Genomic DNA, 16,596 nt, shown 5'->3' with positions numbered 1-16,596 from the left:
CGCCGCCTGCCGGCCATGATCATCACTAATAGATGGTATGCAGCTTATGACGATTCTATGACCGGCGGGATCAATCCCTGCAGCGCATCATTAATAAGTAGCCCGCAGATAAAGAAACGGTAAACTGGCAACCAACCGGCTCATTACTGATACACAGACTGGATCCGACGGGCAGTTCTGTATCTGTGAGCGGGTATTTTACGCCCTTCAGAGTCAGCCCGCGGACGCTGCCTGTGAGAGAAAGAAAGGACAGGTAAGGGTAGCCCGCATTTTTCTTTATATGATATGTACCCGGAGGAAGCAGAGTGACACAGTTCTTTCGATCCACGATAGAGCCGTCTACCCCTGCCTGCGTTACGCTTAACAAAAGCTGAACAGCTGAGAGCATATGGTCAACCCGTCCGCCCGTTGCCCCGAAAACAAGCAGCTTTTCGGGATTTTGCTTTAATGCCCATTCAAGGGCAATCTCCAGATCTGTCCTGTCCTTTTCAGGAGGAAAGGTTTCAATTTTCATGCTGCTTCTCAGGACAGCCTCTTTTTCTATATCGGACAGTGAGTCAAAATCGCCAAAAGCCCGAATCGGTTTTCTGTTACTTTTCAGTATAACAAGCGTCCCATGATCGGCACCAATCCACTTAAACTCATCATATTCCTGCGAGTCAAGGTCCGGAAGCAATTCTTCAGGACCTCCGGCAACAATGGCAAGCTTCACTTTACGGTCACCTCTTTCTGCAGGGATTAATACTGTTTTTTTTGTCTCGTTATTTCATTATAAAAGAGATGATAATGATCATACCTTCTCCGATCCATCTCTCCCTCCTCAACCGCATGCTTAACGGCACAGTCCGGTTCAGCTATATGCATGCATCCTCTGAATCTGCAGAACCCACGGTATCCGGCAAATTCCGGGAAACACTGTTCAAGCTGCTGAAGGGACAGATGGGAAAAATCCAGGGAACTGAAACCAGGTGTGTCTGCAATGAACCCGTTTCCCGCTACGGGAAGAAGTTCAACATGTCTTGTCGTATGCTTCCCGCGCCCAAGTGATTGCGAGATCGCCTGTGTATCAATATGGAAATGGTGATCGATTGCATTCAGCAAGGAAGACTTGCCTACGCCAGACTGTCCGGTAATGACGCTTACTTCACCGCTCAGGGACCGGCGCAGTTCATCAATACCCTTCCCCAAAAGACTTGAGGTGAAATATAGAGGATAACCCGCCCGCTTATAGACGCCAAGTTTCGCTACCCATTGTTCTGCTTCTTCTTCATGAAGAAGATCCCATTTGGTCATACATATCGTTGAGGGAATGTGCTTTGCTTCCATATGTACCAGAAAACGATCAAGCAGCAGATCATCAAAGGCAGGTTCTGTAATGGAGAAAACAAGTATGGCCTGATCTACGTTAGCTATCGGCGGCCTGTCCAGCTCATTTTTTCGTCTGGCAATGTTCAGAATATAACCTTCCGTCTTCCTTTCCGCCTCATACTCCACGTGATCACCAACCAGCGGCGTGACTTTTCTTTTCCTGAAAACGCCTCTGGCCCGGCATTGCACGAGTGCCTCTCCATCACTGACATAGTAGAACCCGCTTAAAGCTTTCATGATCGTTCCTTCCGGCATATAATTGCTCCCTTATCTCAGTTTCAATTTTGATCCGCTAAAAAAGATATCAGTCTGATGTTATTCAGGGTAATCAACGGTTCCCGTCTTCCTTTGCACCTGATCAATCACGACACGATAAAAGCCCTGTTCATCCGGATTAATGGTAAATGGCACGGTATATGTTTTTGTTTCAGAGATTTTCTCATCGGTAAAAAGCGAATCATTGTGATTCGCATCGGTATAGTAAATCTGTACGTGGATTGGTTTTTTTCCATTTTTCACATTTGGCCGGCTGTTTCCATCAGAAGGATAAACGATTTTAATTGGCTGATCAATCGTTTTCGGCTCTTTCTGCTCAGGCTCAGCACCTTTTGACAAAGTCACAATGATCGTTGTTCCGCCTTCTACTTTGCTTCCGGGAGGCGGATCCTGTTCCAGGACATGCCCCTTGGGTATAGAATCTGAGTAGTCTCCCACTGAAAAATCAGCAACCAGGCCTTCATCTTCCAATAACTGCCGGGCCTCTGTCTGAGGTTTCCCATTAAGGTCCGGTACAGTCACTTCTGGTTTGCCTGTACTGTAAGTCAGCTCCAGAACCGTGTCTGAAGGAACCACATCACTGCCTGCTTCCGGTTTCTGACTGATAATATCCCCCTCAGGTACATCTGATGATTCCTTCTGATGCCAGATGATGTCTTTATAATCTTCATCCATTAAAACTTCCAGAACAGAATCACGGTCTTTTCCAACAAAGTCATCCAGTTTCACTGCCGCAGGTCCCTTGCTGACAGACAGACTGACTGTTGAACCAGCCTTCACAATCGAACCAGCATCCGGATTCTGGCTGATTACCCGTCCTTTTTTTACCGACTGGCTGGAGCGATCTGTTCTGACCACTTTCAGGTTATTGTTGTGCAAAGCCTGCTGTGCCTGCTGGTAGGTCTTACCGGTAACGTCAGGAATATGGACATCGTCAACATATAACAGTTTAGGGAGAACACCAAGGCCGATAGCAAGGCCGGCGGTGATAAGCAGGATAAGAATCCCGGTGATTGTCAGCCACTTTTTCGCTTTATTATTTTTCCTGCCGTTTCCCTCCGGTTTTCCGGATTTGTCTTGCGCCTTTTTTTCAGTATGATCATGAAATTTATCGTTAACCGGCGCCATTCTGATTGTATCTTCTTCATCTTCATTCTTATCTTGCCGATGTTCATTCAAATGATTCAAATGAAGCCGGGGTTCATTCAGGCGTGCCGGGCTTAATGCGGTTTGCAGATTGTCATACATCTCGGCTGCACTGTTAAAACGTTCCTCCGGATATTTAGCCAGAGCCCGGATAATAATGTTTTCAAGACTCTGGGGTATTTCTGAACGAAAGTCGCGTGGATACGGCATCGGTTCGTTCAGGTGTTTCAAAGCGACCGAGACTGGTGATGAACCCGGAAAGGGCAATTTCCCTGTTAAGAGCTCAAACATCACAATGCCAAGCGCATAGATATCAGATTTTTCTGTTGCTTTCCCGCCTTTTGCCTGCTCAGGTGAAAGATAGTGAGCCGACCCCATGATCGAGTGGGTATAGGTGATGGTTGTACCGCTTACGGCAAGTGCTATCCCAAAATCAGTCACTTTAACATGTTCAGACTCATCAACAAGAATATTGTGTGGCTTTATGTCGCGGTGTACAATACCATGGGCATGAGCATGTGCGATCGCAAGAACGATTTGTTTCATCAGATGAACAGCATCACTGATCGAAATCGGCGAATAATCCCGAATGAATTCTTTCAGACTCATCCCATGGATATATTCCATAACTATGTAATAGCAGTCTTCTTCTTCACCAATGTCATATATTGCGACAATATTAGGATGAGACAGACTGGCAACAGATTCGGCTTCACGGTGAAAGCGTTTAATAAATTGTTCGTCTCCGGATAACTCGGAACGAAGAATCTTTACAGCTACCGGCCTGTCCAGAATCAGGTCTTTTGCTTTATAAACGATCGCCATTCCACCCTCTCCAAGTTTTGAGAGGATCTGATATCTGCCTCCAATTCTTCTACCAATCATTTTCTATCACCATCACTGTCGTGAGATATAATAATCACCGAAATATTGTCTTTTCCTCCGGCATCATTGGCTTCGCGAATGAGTTGTTCCGTTTTTTCATAAAGGCTCATCTTTTCACCAAGGATTACGGTTATCTCTTCGTCGGACAGTTCGTTAGTCAGACCGTCTGAACAGATAACAAGGTAAGATGCGCCTTCCCAGTTTAACAGCTGGGTATCCAGCTGAATGGCCGGTTCTGTTCCCAGCGCACGCATCAGGACGTGTCTGTCGGGATGAACTTCGGCATCCTTCTTTGAGATCTGCCCCGACTTAACCAGTTCATGGACAAGCGTATGGTCTTCTGTACACTGCCTGATCCCTTCGCCTTCTTTCCACATATATATTCGGCTGTCGCCGACTGCTGTAATGGCAATATAATCTTCACTGCACAGCGCCGCTGCAAGGGTTGTTCCCATCCCGTGACACTCCGGATGTTTTTCTGCATAATCAAACAGATGCACATTAAGTGATCGAACCAGATGATTCAGCCATTGGATTGCCTCATCCCGGGTCAGTGAGTGATCCAATTCATGCCACTTTTTTTCAATCATCTCCAGCGCCAGCCTGCTTGCCACCTCCCCGGCGGCATGACCGCCCATACCGTCGGCCACAGCACTAAGGATCTGACCGTTCTCTCCTGTCAGGACGCCGACACTGTCCTCATTATGAGCTCTTACTTTCCCGCAATCCGTATTGCAGACAGCCTTCATATTGCCACCTCCAGAGTCATAGCAGCATCTTACTTTATTTTCTTCTCAGACAGCCAATGAAGAAACCGTCTGAATCCGTTTGAAAAGGAAGAATCTGAAGCATTGCAGATTGATCATCAAGAAGGAACGGCTTTGCCTTCCCGGGTAATCTTTGCAGGAAATCACGATCCCACTCAAATTCAGGGTGAACTCTGAGAAATCTAGTGAGCTGCCATTCATTTTCTGCCTTGTTTATGGTACACGTGCTGTAGACGAAAAGGCCACCGGGTCTGACAAGAGGAGCAGTTGCCTCCAGAAGGTCATTCTGAATGTCACACAGGTGACGGATCCCTTCTTCATTCTTTTCCCATCTGATTTCGGGCTTGCGCCTGATTACACCGAAACCGGAACAGGGGACATCCAGAAGCACTCGGTCAAATGAGGCTTTTTCAAAATGCTCCGAAGCTTTTCTGGCGTCGAGGGCGAGGGTCCGGATATTGGTCAATCCAAGGCGTTCAGCGGTACGGGCGATTAACCGCGTTTTATGGGCGTGCAGATCAAGGGCCATGATCTGACCTTCATTGTGCATTCTTTCAGCCAGATGGGTTGTCTTGCCCCCGGGTCCCGCACACGCATCAAGCACATGCATCCCTGCCTCCGGTGCCACGGCATCGGCGACAAGCATCGAACTTTCATCCTGAATGGTGCACAGTCCTTTGAGAAAAGCCGGAGCGGATGCTGCATGGCCTTCTGTCACCATCAGGCTGTCCGGGGAGAGGGTACCCTGCACCGTGTGAATTCCTGCACAGGCAAGGGTTGCGGCGAGTTCAGACCGTGAAGTGCGCAACGTGTTCACCCGAACATAAGTATGCGGCGGCTGATTATTGCTTTCCGCAATCTTCACGGTTGCAGCCCTGCCCCACTGCCTGATCCACAGGGCGAGCAGCCACTCCGGATGACTGTAGCTGACCGAAAGTCGTCTCCTCTCCGGAATGATCTTCGAAAGAGGCGGAGCGCCCTCACGGAGAAACTTTCTCAGGACAGCATTGACCAGACCTGAAATGCCGCGATGACCGCGTAGACCGGCAATTTCCACCGCCTCGTTAACAATGGCATGATCAGGGATACGATCCATATACAGTTTCTGGTAAAATGAGAGTTCAAGCAGAAGCCTGACCCAGTTATCAAGTTTTTTACCGGCAGTAAAAAAGTCAATATAATAATCCAGTGTCAATTGACGCTGGAGAACGCCATAAACAAGTGCAGTGACCAGACTCTTATCCCTTGCACTCAGGCCGGACTCCGGGAGGGTATCATTAAGCACAATCTGACTGTATGCATGCCTTTCCGACACATCAAGTAAAAGATTCAGTGCGGTCTCACGGGCGCCGGTTTTTTTCATTTTCTTCCCCCAATACCGTTCCATCCTTCAATGATCGACCGTGAAGATAATCAGCAACACGCATCCTTTTTTTGCCGGCAGGCTGACATTCAATCACTTTCAGGCAGCCGCCTGATCCGGTTGCGACTGAAAAACTGTCCTGTTCGACAGATAAAACGGTACCCGGTTTCCTATCTGCACTTGGCTGATCAGAAAGGAGCGCCTGAAATATTTTAAAGTTTTCCCCGTTTATGGTCGTATGTGCCCCCGGAAATGGATTCAGCCCGCGGATTAGATTGCGTATGTCCGAAGCGGATCTTCTCCAGTCGATGGATTCATCCGCGCGTTTTATGCTCGGAGCAAAAGTGACATGCGCCTCGTCCTGCTTCACCGGCGTCAGGATACCCTTTGCAAGGTCAGGCAGTGTTTTCATGAGCAGACGGCTTCCCGCCTCACTCAGTTTATCGTGAAGCGTCCCGAATGTCTCATCATCAGTAATTGGCACCCGAACCTGGGCGAGAATGTCTCCTGCATCCAGCTTTTTGACCATATACATAATGGTCACGCCTGTTTCCTGTTTTCCATCTATGATCGCCTTTTGAATCGGGGCTGCCCCCCTGTAAGCGGGAAGTAATGAAGCATGGACATTGATACAGCCCAGACGCGGACCGTCAAGCAGCGGCTGAGGCAATATCTGACCGTAAGCCGCTGTAATCAGCACATCCGGCCGGCAGGCGAGAATCTGCTGCACGGCTTCCGGTTTCCTTACCTTTTCCGGCTGCAGAACCGGTATCCCATATTTTTGTGCGATTTTTTTAACAGGCGGTGCGGTAAGCACCTGCTTTCTGCCTTTCGGACGGTCCGGCTGGGTCACAACACACGCCACTTCAATATTTTCATGATCTATTAATTTCTGTAAAACGGGAACGGAAAAGTCAGGCGTTCCCATGAAAACAATCTTCATCGTATTATCATCCTTCTTTTCAAACCGGTGACGGCTACATGAAAACAACCGGATTGATGTCTACAACCAGCTGCAGGCTGTTTTTCCCCGGCTCCTGGAAATGGCCGATAATTTTTCTCAGAACAGGCAGAAGTTCCGGCTCTTTCTTGTATTTTACCATGCACTGATAGCGATATCTATCTTTGATCCTGGCTATTGCGGGAACAACGGGACCAAAAATCTGTGCAGAGGAGCTCAGGTTTCTTTTTAGTATCTCAGCGATACGTCCCGCTGCCACCGATGCCTGTCCCGGATCGGTATGTGTGATACGGATCAATACCAGATAATAGAATGGCGGATAACCATGACGATAGCGAATCTGCATTTCCTGCTGATAAAAGGTTTCATAATCATGTGATGCCGCATCGACAACGGCATAATGATCCGGATCGTAGCTCTGAATAATGACTGACCCGGGCAGATCATGCCGCCCCGCCCGTCCGGATACCTGAGTCAGCAGCTGAAAGGTCCGTTCGGAAGCGCGAAAATCAGGCAGATACAGCATGGAATCGGCTGCCAGGACCCCGACAAGTGTCACTTCAGGAAAATCAAGGCCTTTCGCAATCATCTGTGTCCCAAGCAGAATGTCCGCTTTTCCTTCACCGAAGCGTCGTAAAAGCCGTTCATGCCCGCCCTTCTGACGTGTTGTATCGACATCCATGCGAATGATACGGGCTTCCGGAATCAGTCGATTCAGTTCAGCCTCAACTTTTTGCGTGCCCGTACCAAAGTAACGCATCGAATCACTGCCACATGCCGGACATGTCTGCGGAATCTGCTGCGCATACCCGCAGTAATGGCATTTTAACAGCTGCTCGGTTCGATGATAGGTCAGTGATATATCGCAGTGCGGGCAGCGCAGAACCTCACCGCAGGAACGGCACATAACAAAAGTTGAATATCCGCGCCTGTTCAGAAAAAGGACGGTCTGCTCCTTCTTCTTTATCCGGTCTTTAATCAGATTAAAAAGGGCAGTTGAGAACATGGATCGGTTCCCATCACGCATTTCTTCCCGCATATCAACGATTTTCACAGGCGGAAGCGGATGATGATTAAAGCGTTCCTTCAAAAGAAGCAATGAATACACATTTTTCTTCGCGCGGGCATAAGACTCCAGAGAAGGTGTGGCACTTCCGAGGACGACCGGACACCTGTTGTACCGGCTCCGGTATATCGCAACGTCACGGGCATGATAACGCGGGCTGTCTTCCTGCTTATAGCTTGATTCGTGTTCTTCATCAATAATGATCAGGCCCAGCCGGCTGAACGGGGCAAAGACAGCTGAACGGGCCCCGACGGCAACCTTCACACGACCTTCCCGGATCTTCCGCCATTCATCATATTTCTCGCCGCGGCTTAATCCACTGTGCATCACCGCCACCAGATCACCGAACCGTCCCTTGAAACGGTGGACCATCTGCGGGGTCAGAGAAATCTCCGGTACGAGCACGATTGCTTCTTTACCCAGATCAATCACTCTCTGGATCGCCTGCAGATAGATTTCTGTTTTTCCACTGCCGGTCACCCCATGACAGAGAAAAACCCGGTCTTCATCTGATTCAATCGCATGGAGGATCGGTTTGAGTGCAGCGTGCTGTTCCTGCGTCAGAGTCAGCGCTTGTGTTCTGACCTGGTTCAGTTCCCTGTAAGGATCCCGAAAGTACTCCTGTTTTTCCTTACGGAGAACCCCTTTTTTAATAAAATGGCTGATCGCCTCTCTTGATAAACCGTATCTGTTCACCAAATCTGCAAGTACATGTGAAGCGGCCGGATGATGGATAAAAAAGTCTAATACTTCTCTCTGCCGCTTGTAACGCCGGTTCAATGATTTGGCCGCTTCCTCCAGTGTTTCTAAAGAAACAGCGGGCGTCACGGTGATGATCTTCTTTACCCTTGCCTGATTGTGAATCTGCTGATGCAAAGATAAAGTGCCGTCAGACAGCGCCCGATTGATCTCATTTAACTTTTCCGGATGACTCCTGACGGCATCTTCCCACTTTATTGAGTCACCGGATGAATAAAAGGGGACAAGATCCGGATGAACGTCTTTCAGCTTTTCCGTATTTTCCAGCTGTATCACTTTCCCGTAGTCAGCTTTCATCACTGCGGGGAGCATCGCCTGATAGGCAGTAATCGTCATGCAGAGTGTTGTATCGGCAATCCAGCGTCCAAGATCTAGTAATTCGTCCGTCAGTACGGGTATATGGTCGATGACCTGATCAATATTTCTCAATTTTGTAAAATCTGTGTGATTCTTTAATGCCGTGACAAAGCCAAGCCGCTTCACCCTGCCGAAGGGGACCGTGACGCGCATTCCCGGACGAATGAATTGCTCAAGTGAATCAGGAACTTTGTAATCAAACGGCTTGTCCACCGCACGGGCGGGGATATCTACATAGACTTCAGCGATCAACGTCCGCACCTGAATGGAGCATTCCGGCAACCGCTTCGCATATTTTTTCAGCAACTTCGGCCTTGGGCAGGGTCCCCAGCTCTTCACGCTCCCCGGACGCAAAGAACAGGGTAACCCTGTTTGTTTCTTTTCCGAAACTGTCTGAAGCATAATTTCCGACCAGGAGATCCAGATTTTTTTTGTTCAGTTTTTCGACGGCGTGCTCTTCAAGGCCGTCTGTTTCAGCCGCAAAACCGACAAGTACCTGCTGCTTCTTCCGTCTGCCCAGTTCCATAAGGATATCCGGATTCCGCACCAGTTTCACAATAAAAGGTCCGGTTCCCTTCTTTATCTTTTCATCACTGACCTGATCCGGCCGGTAATCCGCTACTGCAGCTGCTTTAATGACGGCATCCATATGCTCATAATGGCTGATCACCGCCTGATACATGTCAGAGGCAGATAGGACAGGTATGACATGCAACCCTTTCGGCGCCGGAATGGCGGTCGGCCCGGTAACGAGAGTCACTTCAGCCCCTGCACATTTTGCCGCTTCAGCAATGGCATAGCCCATTTTCCCGCTGGACCTGTTGCTGAAAAAGCGGACAGGATCGAGATTTTCCCGGGTCGGGCCGGCTGTGACCAGAATCTGCCTCCCTTTTAGCAACTGGCCGCTTCCTGCAGAAAAGAAGGTTTCCAATTGACGAGAGATCTCTTCTGGATCGACCAGGCGTCCCTTTCCGGTCCAGCCGCAGGCAAGTTGGCCTGAATCCGGTCCGATGATCCGGTAACCAAATTCCGCAAGTGTTTTCAGGTTCTTCTGGACGGCAGGGTGCCCGTACATATTCACATTCATTGCCGGAGCAACCCAGACAGGAGCCTTTGTCGCCAGAGTGACGCAGGTCAGCATATCATCGGACAGTCCGGCGGCAAGCCGCCCGATGGTGTTCGCCGTAGCCGGTGCAATCAGGACAAGATCTGCCTGATCGGCCAGATCAATATGAGCAATCTGCCCTTCTTTTTCATCAATGATGACCGAATCATAAACCGAATGGCGTGTCAAAGCCTGAAAAGTCGCTGATCCGACAAACTTTCTGGCCGCCTGGCTCATAATCACCTGAACATCTGCACCGGATTTTACCAGTCGGCTTGCCAGTTCAGCAGACTTATAGGCGGCAATTCCTCCGGTCACGCCAAGGATGATCTTTTTCCCGGAAAGCGCCATCTATTTCACTTCCTTTTGAAAAAATATACAGAAAAGCCTGGCGACCGGCAAGTTACAGGCGCCGTCAGAGGCTTCATTTTCTGATCCTTTTTCCCGCAAAAATTTCATCATTTCACTCAGTAGAAAAAACAACAACCCGATCTGAGGTTGTTGCTTTGTACCCGTTTGCATGAACGGACAGTCAGACCCCCAGCTCAGGGTAATGAGGGTAAACGAACATGCCCAGGTGGGGGATAACCGCCCACAAAAGCCCAATGGGTTCAACTGACAATCAGTGGGGATGAAGAAACCCCCACTGATTGAAGTTTCACTTTATTCTTTTCTCATTTTTTATAAGTAAGCAGACCGGCACTGACTTCTTCAAGTGCCTGACCCACAGTCTTGACAGAACGCGGATGCTCAAGCATCAGTTTACCTGTACCGTTCTGCAGCTGACGGGCGCGCTTCGCTGATAAGCAAACAAGCGTGTATGTGGAATTCACCTTTTTCAGAAGATCGTCAATGGAAGGATAAATCATCATGATTCTTCAGCTCCTTCAATAAAATGATATTTTTCAATCAGTCGATCGACCCGGCAATGTTCGGCAGTTACAATCGCTTCTATCTTATCGCAGGCCCGATCCACATGATCATTTTCAACAACATAATGATAATTCTCCATCAGTTCCATCTCTGAGCGGGCAACGGACATCCGACTTTCGATTAAATCAGAAGACTCCGTGCCGCGCCCGATAATCCGCTTCTTCAATTCGCTTAAATTCGGCGGAGCGAGAAAAATAAACAGGGCGTCCGGAAAACGTTTTTTCACCTGAAGAGCGCCCTGAACTTCAATTTCCAGAATGACGTCCTGTCCTTCAGCTAACGTTTTCCGAACATAATCGACAGGAGTCCCGTAATAATTTCCTACATATTCCGCCCATTCCAGCAGCTGATGGTTCTCGATCATCTTCTTGAACTGTTCACGGGTCCGGAAAAAATACTGAACACCGTCCTTCTCCCCTTCGCGCGGTGCCCGGGTGGTTACCGAAATAGAGTATTGCAGACGGGACCCTCTGTTCCGGAGCGCCTTGCAGACTGTGCCCTTCCCGACCCCGGACGGACCGGAAAGAACGACCAGCAGTCCTTTTTCTTTAAAAGCCATGAGATTCCTGCCTCCAGATTTTTTGTTCAGAATGTCAGGGGGCCGGACAATGGCACCCCTCTCACGTTTCATGCTTATCTGTTATTATAACATTATTCGACATTCTGAACCTGTTCCCGCAACTTTTCTATCTCACTTTTTATCGTGACCACCTGATGGCTGATCGTTATGCTGTTTCCCTTTGAACCGATTGTATTCATCTCGCGGTTCATTTCCTGGATTAAGAAATCAAGCTGTCTGCCAACCGGTCGAGAATCAGATGATAGATCCAGAAGGGTGCGGAACTGACTCAGGTGACTGTCCATGCGGGTCAGTTCTTCGTCAATGGCCGACTTGTCCGCAAAAACCGCAACCTCATTCATAAGTCTGTTCTCATCAAGTGTATGCTTTTCCAGAAAATCAGTTACCGATGCACGCAGTCGTTCAGCATAGTGCTGACGAACATGTGGTGCTTCTTCTTTCAGTTCGGCCATATGCTCCTCGATGGCGGAAACCTTCTCCAGCAGATCTTTCCTCAATTTTCCGCCTTCGATGCGACGCATGTCAACAAGCCGCAGGCAGGCCAGTTCCACAGCCTTCAAGACAAGAGGTTCTATTTTTTTGGCAGCCTCATCGTCCGCTTCTCTGATACTGAACACTCCGGGCAGCATCATGATCCGGCTATAATCCCATGAATCCGCACCGATACGGCGACTCATTTCTCTCGCCGATTCAACATACTGGTCCACGACGTCCCAGTTCGTATGAATCGTCGGCGAAACCGAAGTACTGCCTTCAACAGATAGATAAAGGGATAAAGCGCCGCGTCTGACATGCGATCGAACACAATCCTTTATCTGGTTCTCCAGATACATAAGGGGGTGCGGCATATTCAACGTCAGATCAAGAAAACGGTGGTTAACCGATTTCAGTTCGATGCCGATACGTGTTGATCCCTCCTCTATGACTGAAGATCCAAAACCTGTCATGCTCGTTATCATCTGATCACTTCCATATCCCATTCTATACAATCAGACAGACCGGAAGCAAGTTCATTCACCGCAGTAAATGAACCGGCAGAAGAAAAAATGAAGTTGGCGGTCTCATTGTCCCTTTCCGGTCTTCGCTCCACTGTCTTCCGCACCCGGTTTGTTTTTTAATTTCAGGACCTGGGACTCATCAGGCGTGACAAACAGGGTCTTCTGGTCGGTATAAATGACGAATCCCGGTTTCGCTCCACCCGGTTTTTTTACATACCGTACTTTCGTGTAATCAACGGGAACCCGGCTCCCCATTCGTGATTTACTGAAAAAGGCTGCGAGTACAGCAGCTTCCGAGAGCGTCTTTTCATTCGGGTCGGTCGAACGGATAATCACATGAGACCCCGGAATATTTTTCGTATGGAGCCAGATCTGGTCCCTTCCGGCTATTTTGCCGGTCAGATAATCATTTTGTTTATTGTTCTTACCGACGAGAATGGTGGTTCCGTCCGATGCATAATAATGATCGATCTCCGGGCGGTGGTTCTTCTTTCTGTGATGCGGGCGCCTTTTTTTTCTGAGATAACCGCCATCTTCAAGTTCTTCACGGATTTCCGCAATATCCTTTATTGATGCAACCTGTATCTGTTGCTTCAGCGTATCAAAGTAGTCAATCTCCTGCCGGGTACGCCTGATTTGATCCGCGACGACGCGTTTCGCGGTTTTTGCTTTGTTGTAGTGTTTAAAATAATCCTGAGCATTTTCCGAGGGTGTTCGATTGGGATTCAGGGCAATCCGTATTTTCGACTGATTCTCGTCATAATAATTAATCGCCTCAACGGATTTGTCACCTCTTTTAACCAGGTGCATGTTCGCCGTCAGCAGTTCTCCAAAAAGGCGATATTCCTCAGCGTTTTCAGCGCTTTTTATGGTCTTTTCCAGTTTCTTCAGTTTTCCTTTATTCTTTTTCAGTTCGCGTGCTACAAAATGTTCCAGGTCGCCGGCTTTCTGCCTGACCGCGTCATTTTCCGCTTTGACAGCATAATAATGGTCCAGCATATCGTGCACATTGGAAAACGTTTCTTTTTTCCCATCAAGATGTGTCAGCTCCAGTACATGACATTCATCTTTTCCGTTCTTCCCGTACACAATATTCGGGTGATAATCGTTATTCCGAATCGCATCAAGAATGCCCTGAAAGGCGCGTGCAATCCCTTCCTGATTCGGGAGACCGGACCGGCGCAGAATTTCCCGACCGATCAGCGGTGAAAAACCGCTGACAGCACCGACAATTTGCCTGTCAAGCTTTCCACTGTTCCATTCAATGTGGGGGATCAGATCCTTCGCAGTCATGTCAAGCGGATTCATTTTACCCTGATCCGGAGGCGCGACATAGGTCTCTCCGGGCAGCACGGTCCGGTAGCGATTCACTGCCGGAGTCAGATGCTTCATACTGTCAATAATGCGGCCGGTTTCCTTATCAATGAGAATCACATTACTGTGCCTTCCCATCAGTTCAACGATCAGCTGTTTCTGCGTCAGATCGCCAATTTCATTCCGTGCTCTTAAATCAATATGGATGATACGCTCAAAGGCAACCTGTTCTATCGCATCGATAATGCTGCCTTCCAGATGCTTTCTGAGAAGCATGCAGAACATCGGCGGGGCCTGAGGATTGCCCTCAGCCAGATGCGTCAGATGCAGCCGGGCGAACGCCGCATTGATGGATATCAGTAATTTCCCACGCGCACGGCGGGAGCGCAGATGGAAAACCAGATCGGTTGCCGTCGGCTGATATATTTTTGTCACACGGCCGCCGACAAAGTCCTGTAACCCCTGAACGGCGGCACGTGTCACGATTCCATCGTAAGCCATAAATTACTTCCCCATTTCCAAAAGAAGCGGGCATCAACTGCTCGCTTACCTTCTCTATAACCAGAATATTATTGTCTCACTGATTCAGATCATCCGTCAAGAAATGAATGCACCGGCTCAAGTCCGAAAGGCCCTGGCGATCAGTTCAAATGACCGCAGTTTCGCCTGAAAGTCAAAAATGTTGGTAATCAGCATCACTTCATCTGTCTGATACATCGACGCCAGTTTCTCCAACTCGATTCTCACCTTCTGCGGATTTCCGACGATGATCCGTGCCTCATTTTCTTTGATCTGATCGCGTTCCCATGCTGCAGGGTGGTAATGAACTGCTTTACTGGTTTCCGGAATGGGGACAGAACACCCCTGGCTGGCTTTCACCATCCAGTAACGCAGCGTCGATGCCTGGCGATCAGCCTCCTGATCGGTCTCGGCACAGACGACGAAGATACAGACGGAGGCTTTCGGTTCAGGAAAAGCTTCGGATGGCTGATAAGCGGATCGGTAAGCCCGGACCACTTCTGCACCACCATTCGGATTGATAAAATGGGCAAACATGAACGGTGTACCTGTTTCCGCAGCCACTCTTGCGCTGCCGTCAGATGAACCCAGCAGATAAATGTCCGGCAGCCGGCGTGCAAGTGGCGTCGCATGTACGGACTGAAAGGGATGCCCGTCAGGTAAATGATCTGTCAGATACCCGATCAGATCCCGGACTTTTCGTGGATAATCCTTGAGATCCCACCGCATCCCGTCATTTAATGCACGCGTCGCACCAGGCATGCCACCGGGCGCCCTGCCAATCCCCAGATCTATCCGACCGGGATAGAGATTTTCCAGCAGATGAAAATTTTCCGCCACTTTAAACGGGCTATAGTGCGGAAGGAGGACGCCGCCTGATCCGACATGTATGCGTGACGTTTTTGCCGCGACATGAGCGACCATCACCTCAGGTGAGCTGCTGGCCAGTGCCTCAGAACCATGATGCTCGGCAAACCAGATCCGATGGTAACCCCACTTCTCCGCTTCAACAGCCAGTCGTGTCGTGTTTCTCAATGCCTCTTCCGGCGCTGATTCCTCCGAAACCGGTGCCTGTTCCAGTATACTCAGTCTTAACACGTGTCTTCACCCCGGTTTTACTTCGTTATTCTATTCTTCTTAACCATACACCTCACGAATCCTCTCTGCTAATCATTTGCGGGGACTGTCCTGTGACAGCCATGATCGATTCAAAGAAGAAATACAGGATGACGGCCGGCCAGACAGATTCCCACAAACCTGAAAGGTACGTGAATGCGAAAGAAACGGCGGGATGCATCCACTTGATACAGATAACAGAAAGAACCATCCAGCACAAAGAAAAGGGCAGACAGATATGCCCATGCAGCTGAGCGGGCAAGTGTGAATAATCCCACCATCTGAATCCCGTATATTTATGTAAAAGGACTCCGCTCACATACTCAACAGTCGTCGGAATAATGAAACTCAGGAGCAGAAGCCAGGCCCATGACCTGTCCGTCCCTGTGAGCAAGACCAGCAGAACGGGTGCAAAACCATACATCGGTTTAAAGGGTCCAATGAGCAAATTCTTCTTATAAAAGACACCTGCAGTAGCGTAACTGTAGCCGTTCTCCAGCAGCCAGCCTGAAAAAGCGTAAACAGTGAAATAGAAAGTGAATTCCGCAAAGCGATGAAGAGGAGACATACATAATAATAACCAGTGGTACGCCAAAGTGAATCGTCCTTTCGAAAAGCGTAACGTTTCACTTATTCTTCACCAAAGGGACATGTCTATACTGGAACTGGCGGAAGATTTCCGCCGCTGCCTCTCCTGGATTTTTTTGAACGATCAAAGAAAACACCCAATCAACCTGTCTCGCAAGGCTTTCATCTCACTTTCTTTTAAATAAGATATTTCGTCTTAGAGCAAAAAATAAAATAAACGGAGATTTTCCGGTTAGTGGCGGAACGGAACGCTTTTCGGGGATATGATAAGGGAAGGTTTTCCGATTATGCCAGGCAAAAAGCTCCATTTTTCTGTTTTTCCAGTCGATAGGCGGAATCTCTCCGTCTATTTTAGCTATTTATAAATTTAATGACTCAGTAAACGGAATTTCTCCGTCTATTCCCGATCTGTCATACGCTTAACCGGATCCTTCAATCGATTAGAGCGTATCCCAGGTAACTTCCCTGGTTTCGTAGTCGTCTTTGTCAATGACT

The 16,596-nt window shown here is 48.7% G+C and carries 14 protein-coding genes; all 14 read right to left on the bottom strand.

Going from position 1 to position 16,596, the window contains the following annotated elements; all coding sequences use genetic code 11:
• Positions 1-70 precede the first annotated feature (70 nt).
• The 14 genes from EWH91_RS06365 to EWH91_RS06300 all read right to left on the bottom strand — a co-directional run bounded on the left by EWH91_RS06365 (position 71) and on the right by EWH91_RS06300 (position 16,108).
• Positions 71-712, bottom strand: a complete 642-nt coding sequence (locus EWH91_RS06365) for a thiamine diphosphokinase (protein ID WP_129929196.1) — start codon at positions 710-712, stop codon at positions 71-73.
• Between the two features lie 26 nt (positions 713-738).
• Positions 739-1,623: a ribosome small subunit-dependent GTPase A gene (gene rsgA / locus EWH91_RS06360; RefSeq protein ID WP_129929195.1), complete on the bottom strand. Its 885-nt coding sequence runs from the start codon at positions 1,621-1,623 to the stop codon at positions 739-741.
• A gap of 60 nt (positions 1,624-1,683) precedes the next feature.
• The gene (gene pknB / locus EWH91_RS06355; RefSeq protein WP_129929194.1) at positions 1,684-3,675 is read right to left on the bottom strand and encodes a Stk1 family PASTA domain-containing Ser/Thr kinase; all 1,992 of its coding nucleotides are present in this window, start codon (positions 3,673-3,675) and stop codon (positions 1,684-1,686) included.
• Positions 3,672-4,424, bottom strand: coding sequence for a Stp1/IreP family PP2C-type Ser/Thr phosphatase (locus EWH91_RS06350; protein WP_129929193.1), 753 nt, complete (start codon positions 4,422-4,424; stop codon positions 3,672-3,674). The genes pknB and EWH91_RS06350 overlap by 4 nt, the downstream gene beginning before the upstream one ends.
• A 34-nt stretch (positions 4,425-4,458) precedes the next feature.
• Positions 4,459-5,805, bottom strand: a complete 1,347-nt coding sequence (rsmB, locus tag EWH91_RS06345; protein ID WP_129929192.1) for a 16S rRNA (cytosine(967)-C(5))-methyltransferase RsmB — start codon at positions 5,803-5,805, stop codon at positions 4,459-4,461.
• Positions 5,783-6,748 (bottom strand): methionyl-tRNA formyltransferase, encoded by a 966-nt coding sequence (fmt, locus tag EWH91_RS06340; RefSeq protein ID WP_129929191.1) that lies wholly within the window; start codon positions 6,746-6,748, stop codon positions 5,783-5,785. Before fmt ends, rsmB begins: the two co-directional genes overlap by 23 nt.
• 34 nt (positions 6,749-6,782) lie before the next feature.
• Entirely contained in the window at positions 6,783-9,200 is a 2,418-nt protein-coding gene (gene priA, locus EWH91_RS06335; protein ID WP_129929281.1) for a primosomal protein N', read from the bottom strand.
• The gene (gene coaBC / locus EWH91_RS06330) at positions 9,190-10,404 is read right to left on the bottom strand and encodes a bifunctional phosphopantothenoylcysteine decarboxylase/phosphopantothenate--cysteine ligase CoaBC (protein ID WP_129929190.1); all 1,215 of its coding nucleotides are present in this window, start codon (positions 10,402-10,404) and stop codon (positions 9,190-9,192) included. The genes priA and coaBC overlap by 11 nt, the downstream gene beginning before the upstream one ends.
• A 323-nt stretch (positions 10,405-10,727) precedes the next feature.
• A complete protein-coding gene (gene rpoZ / locus EWH91_RS06325; RefSeq protein WP_129929280.1) occupies positions 10,728-10,922 on the bottom strand; it encodes a DNA-directed RNA polymerase subunit omega in 195 nt (64 codons plus the stop codon).
• A complete protein-coding gene (gene gmk / locus EWH91_RS06320) occupies positions 10,922-11,545 on the bottom strand; it encodes a guanylate kinase (RefSeq protein ID WP_129929189.1) in 624 nt (207 codons plus the stop codon). Before gmk ends, rpoZ begins: the two co-directional genes overlap by 1 nt.
• A 92-nt stretch (positions 11,546-11,637) precedes the next feature.
• The gene (locus EWH91_RS06315) at positions 11,638-12,525 is read right to left on the bottom strand and encodes a YicC/YloC family endoribonuclease (RefSeq protein WP_129929188.1); all 888 of its coding nucleotides are present in this window, start codon (positions 12,523-12,525) and stop codon (positions 11,638-11,640) included.
• 102 nt (positions 12,526-12,627) lie between these two features.
• Positions 12,628-14,379, bottom strand: a complete 1,752-nt coding sequence (locus EWH91_RS06310; RefSeq protein WP_129929187.1) for an Rqc2 family fibronectin-binding protein — start codon at positions 14,377-14,379, stop codon at positions 12,628-12,630.
• 117 nt (positions 14,380-14,496) lie between these two features.
• Positions 14,497-15,495 (bottom strand): LLM class flavin-dependent oxidoreductase, encoded by a 999-nt coding sequence (locus EWH91_RS06305; RefSeq protein ID WP_129929186.1) that lies wholly within the window; start codon positions 15,493-15,495, stop codon positions 14,497-14,499.
• A 52-nt stretch (positions 15,496-15,547) separates the two neighbouring features.
• A complete protein-coding gene (locus EWH91_RS06300) occupies positions 15,548-16,108 on the bottom strand; it encodes a putative ABC transporter permease (RefSeq protein WP_129929185.1) in 561 nt (186 codons plus the stop codon).
• Positions 16,109-16,596: the final 488 nt, after the last annotated feature.

Origin of the sequence: Sporolactobacillus sp. THM19-2, assembly GCF_004153195.1 — a bacterium.
GTDB lineage: Bacteria > Bacillota > Bacilli > Bacillales > Sporolactobacillaceae > Sporolactobacillus.
The sequence above is the reverse complement of the archived record's forward strand: the minus strand, read 5'-3'. Positions and strand labels throughout refer to the sequence as shown.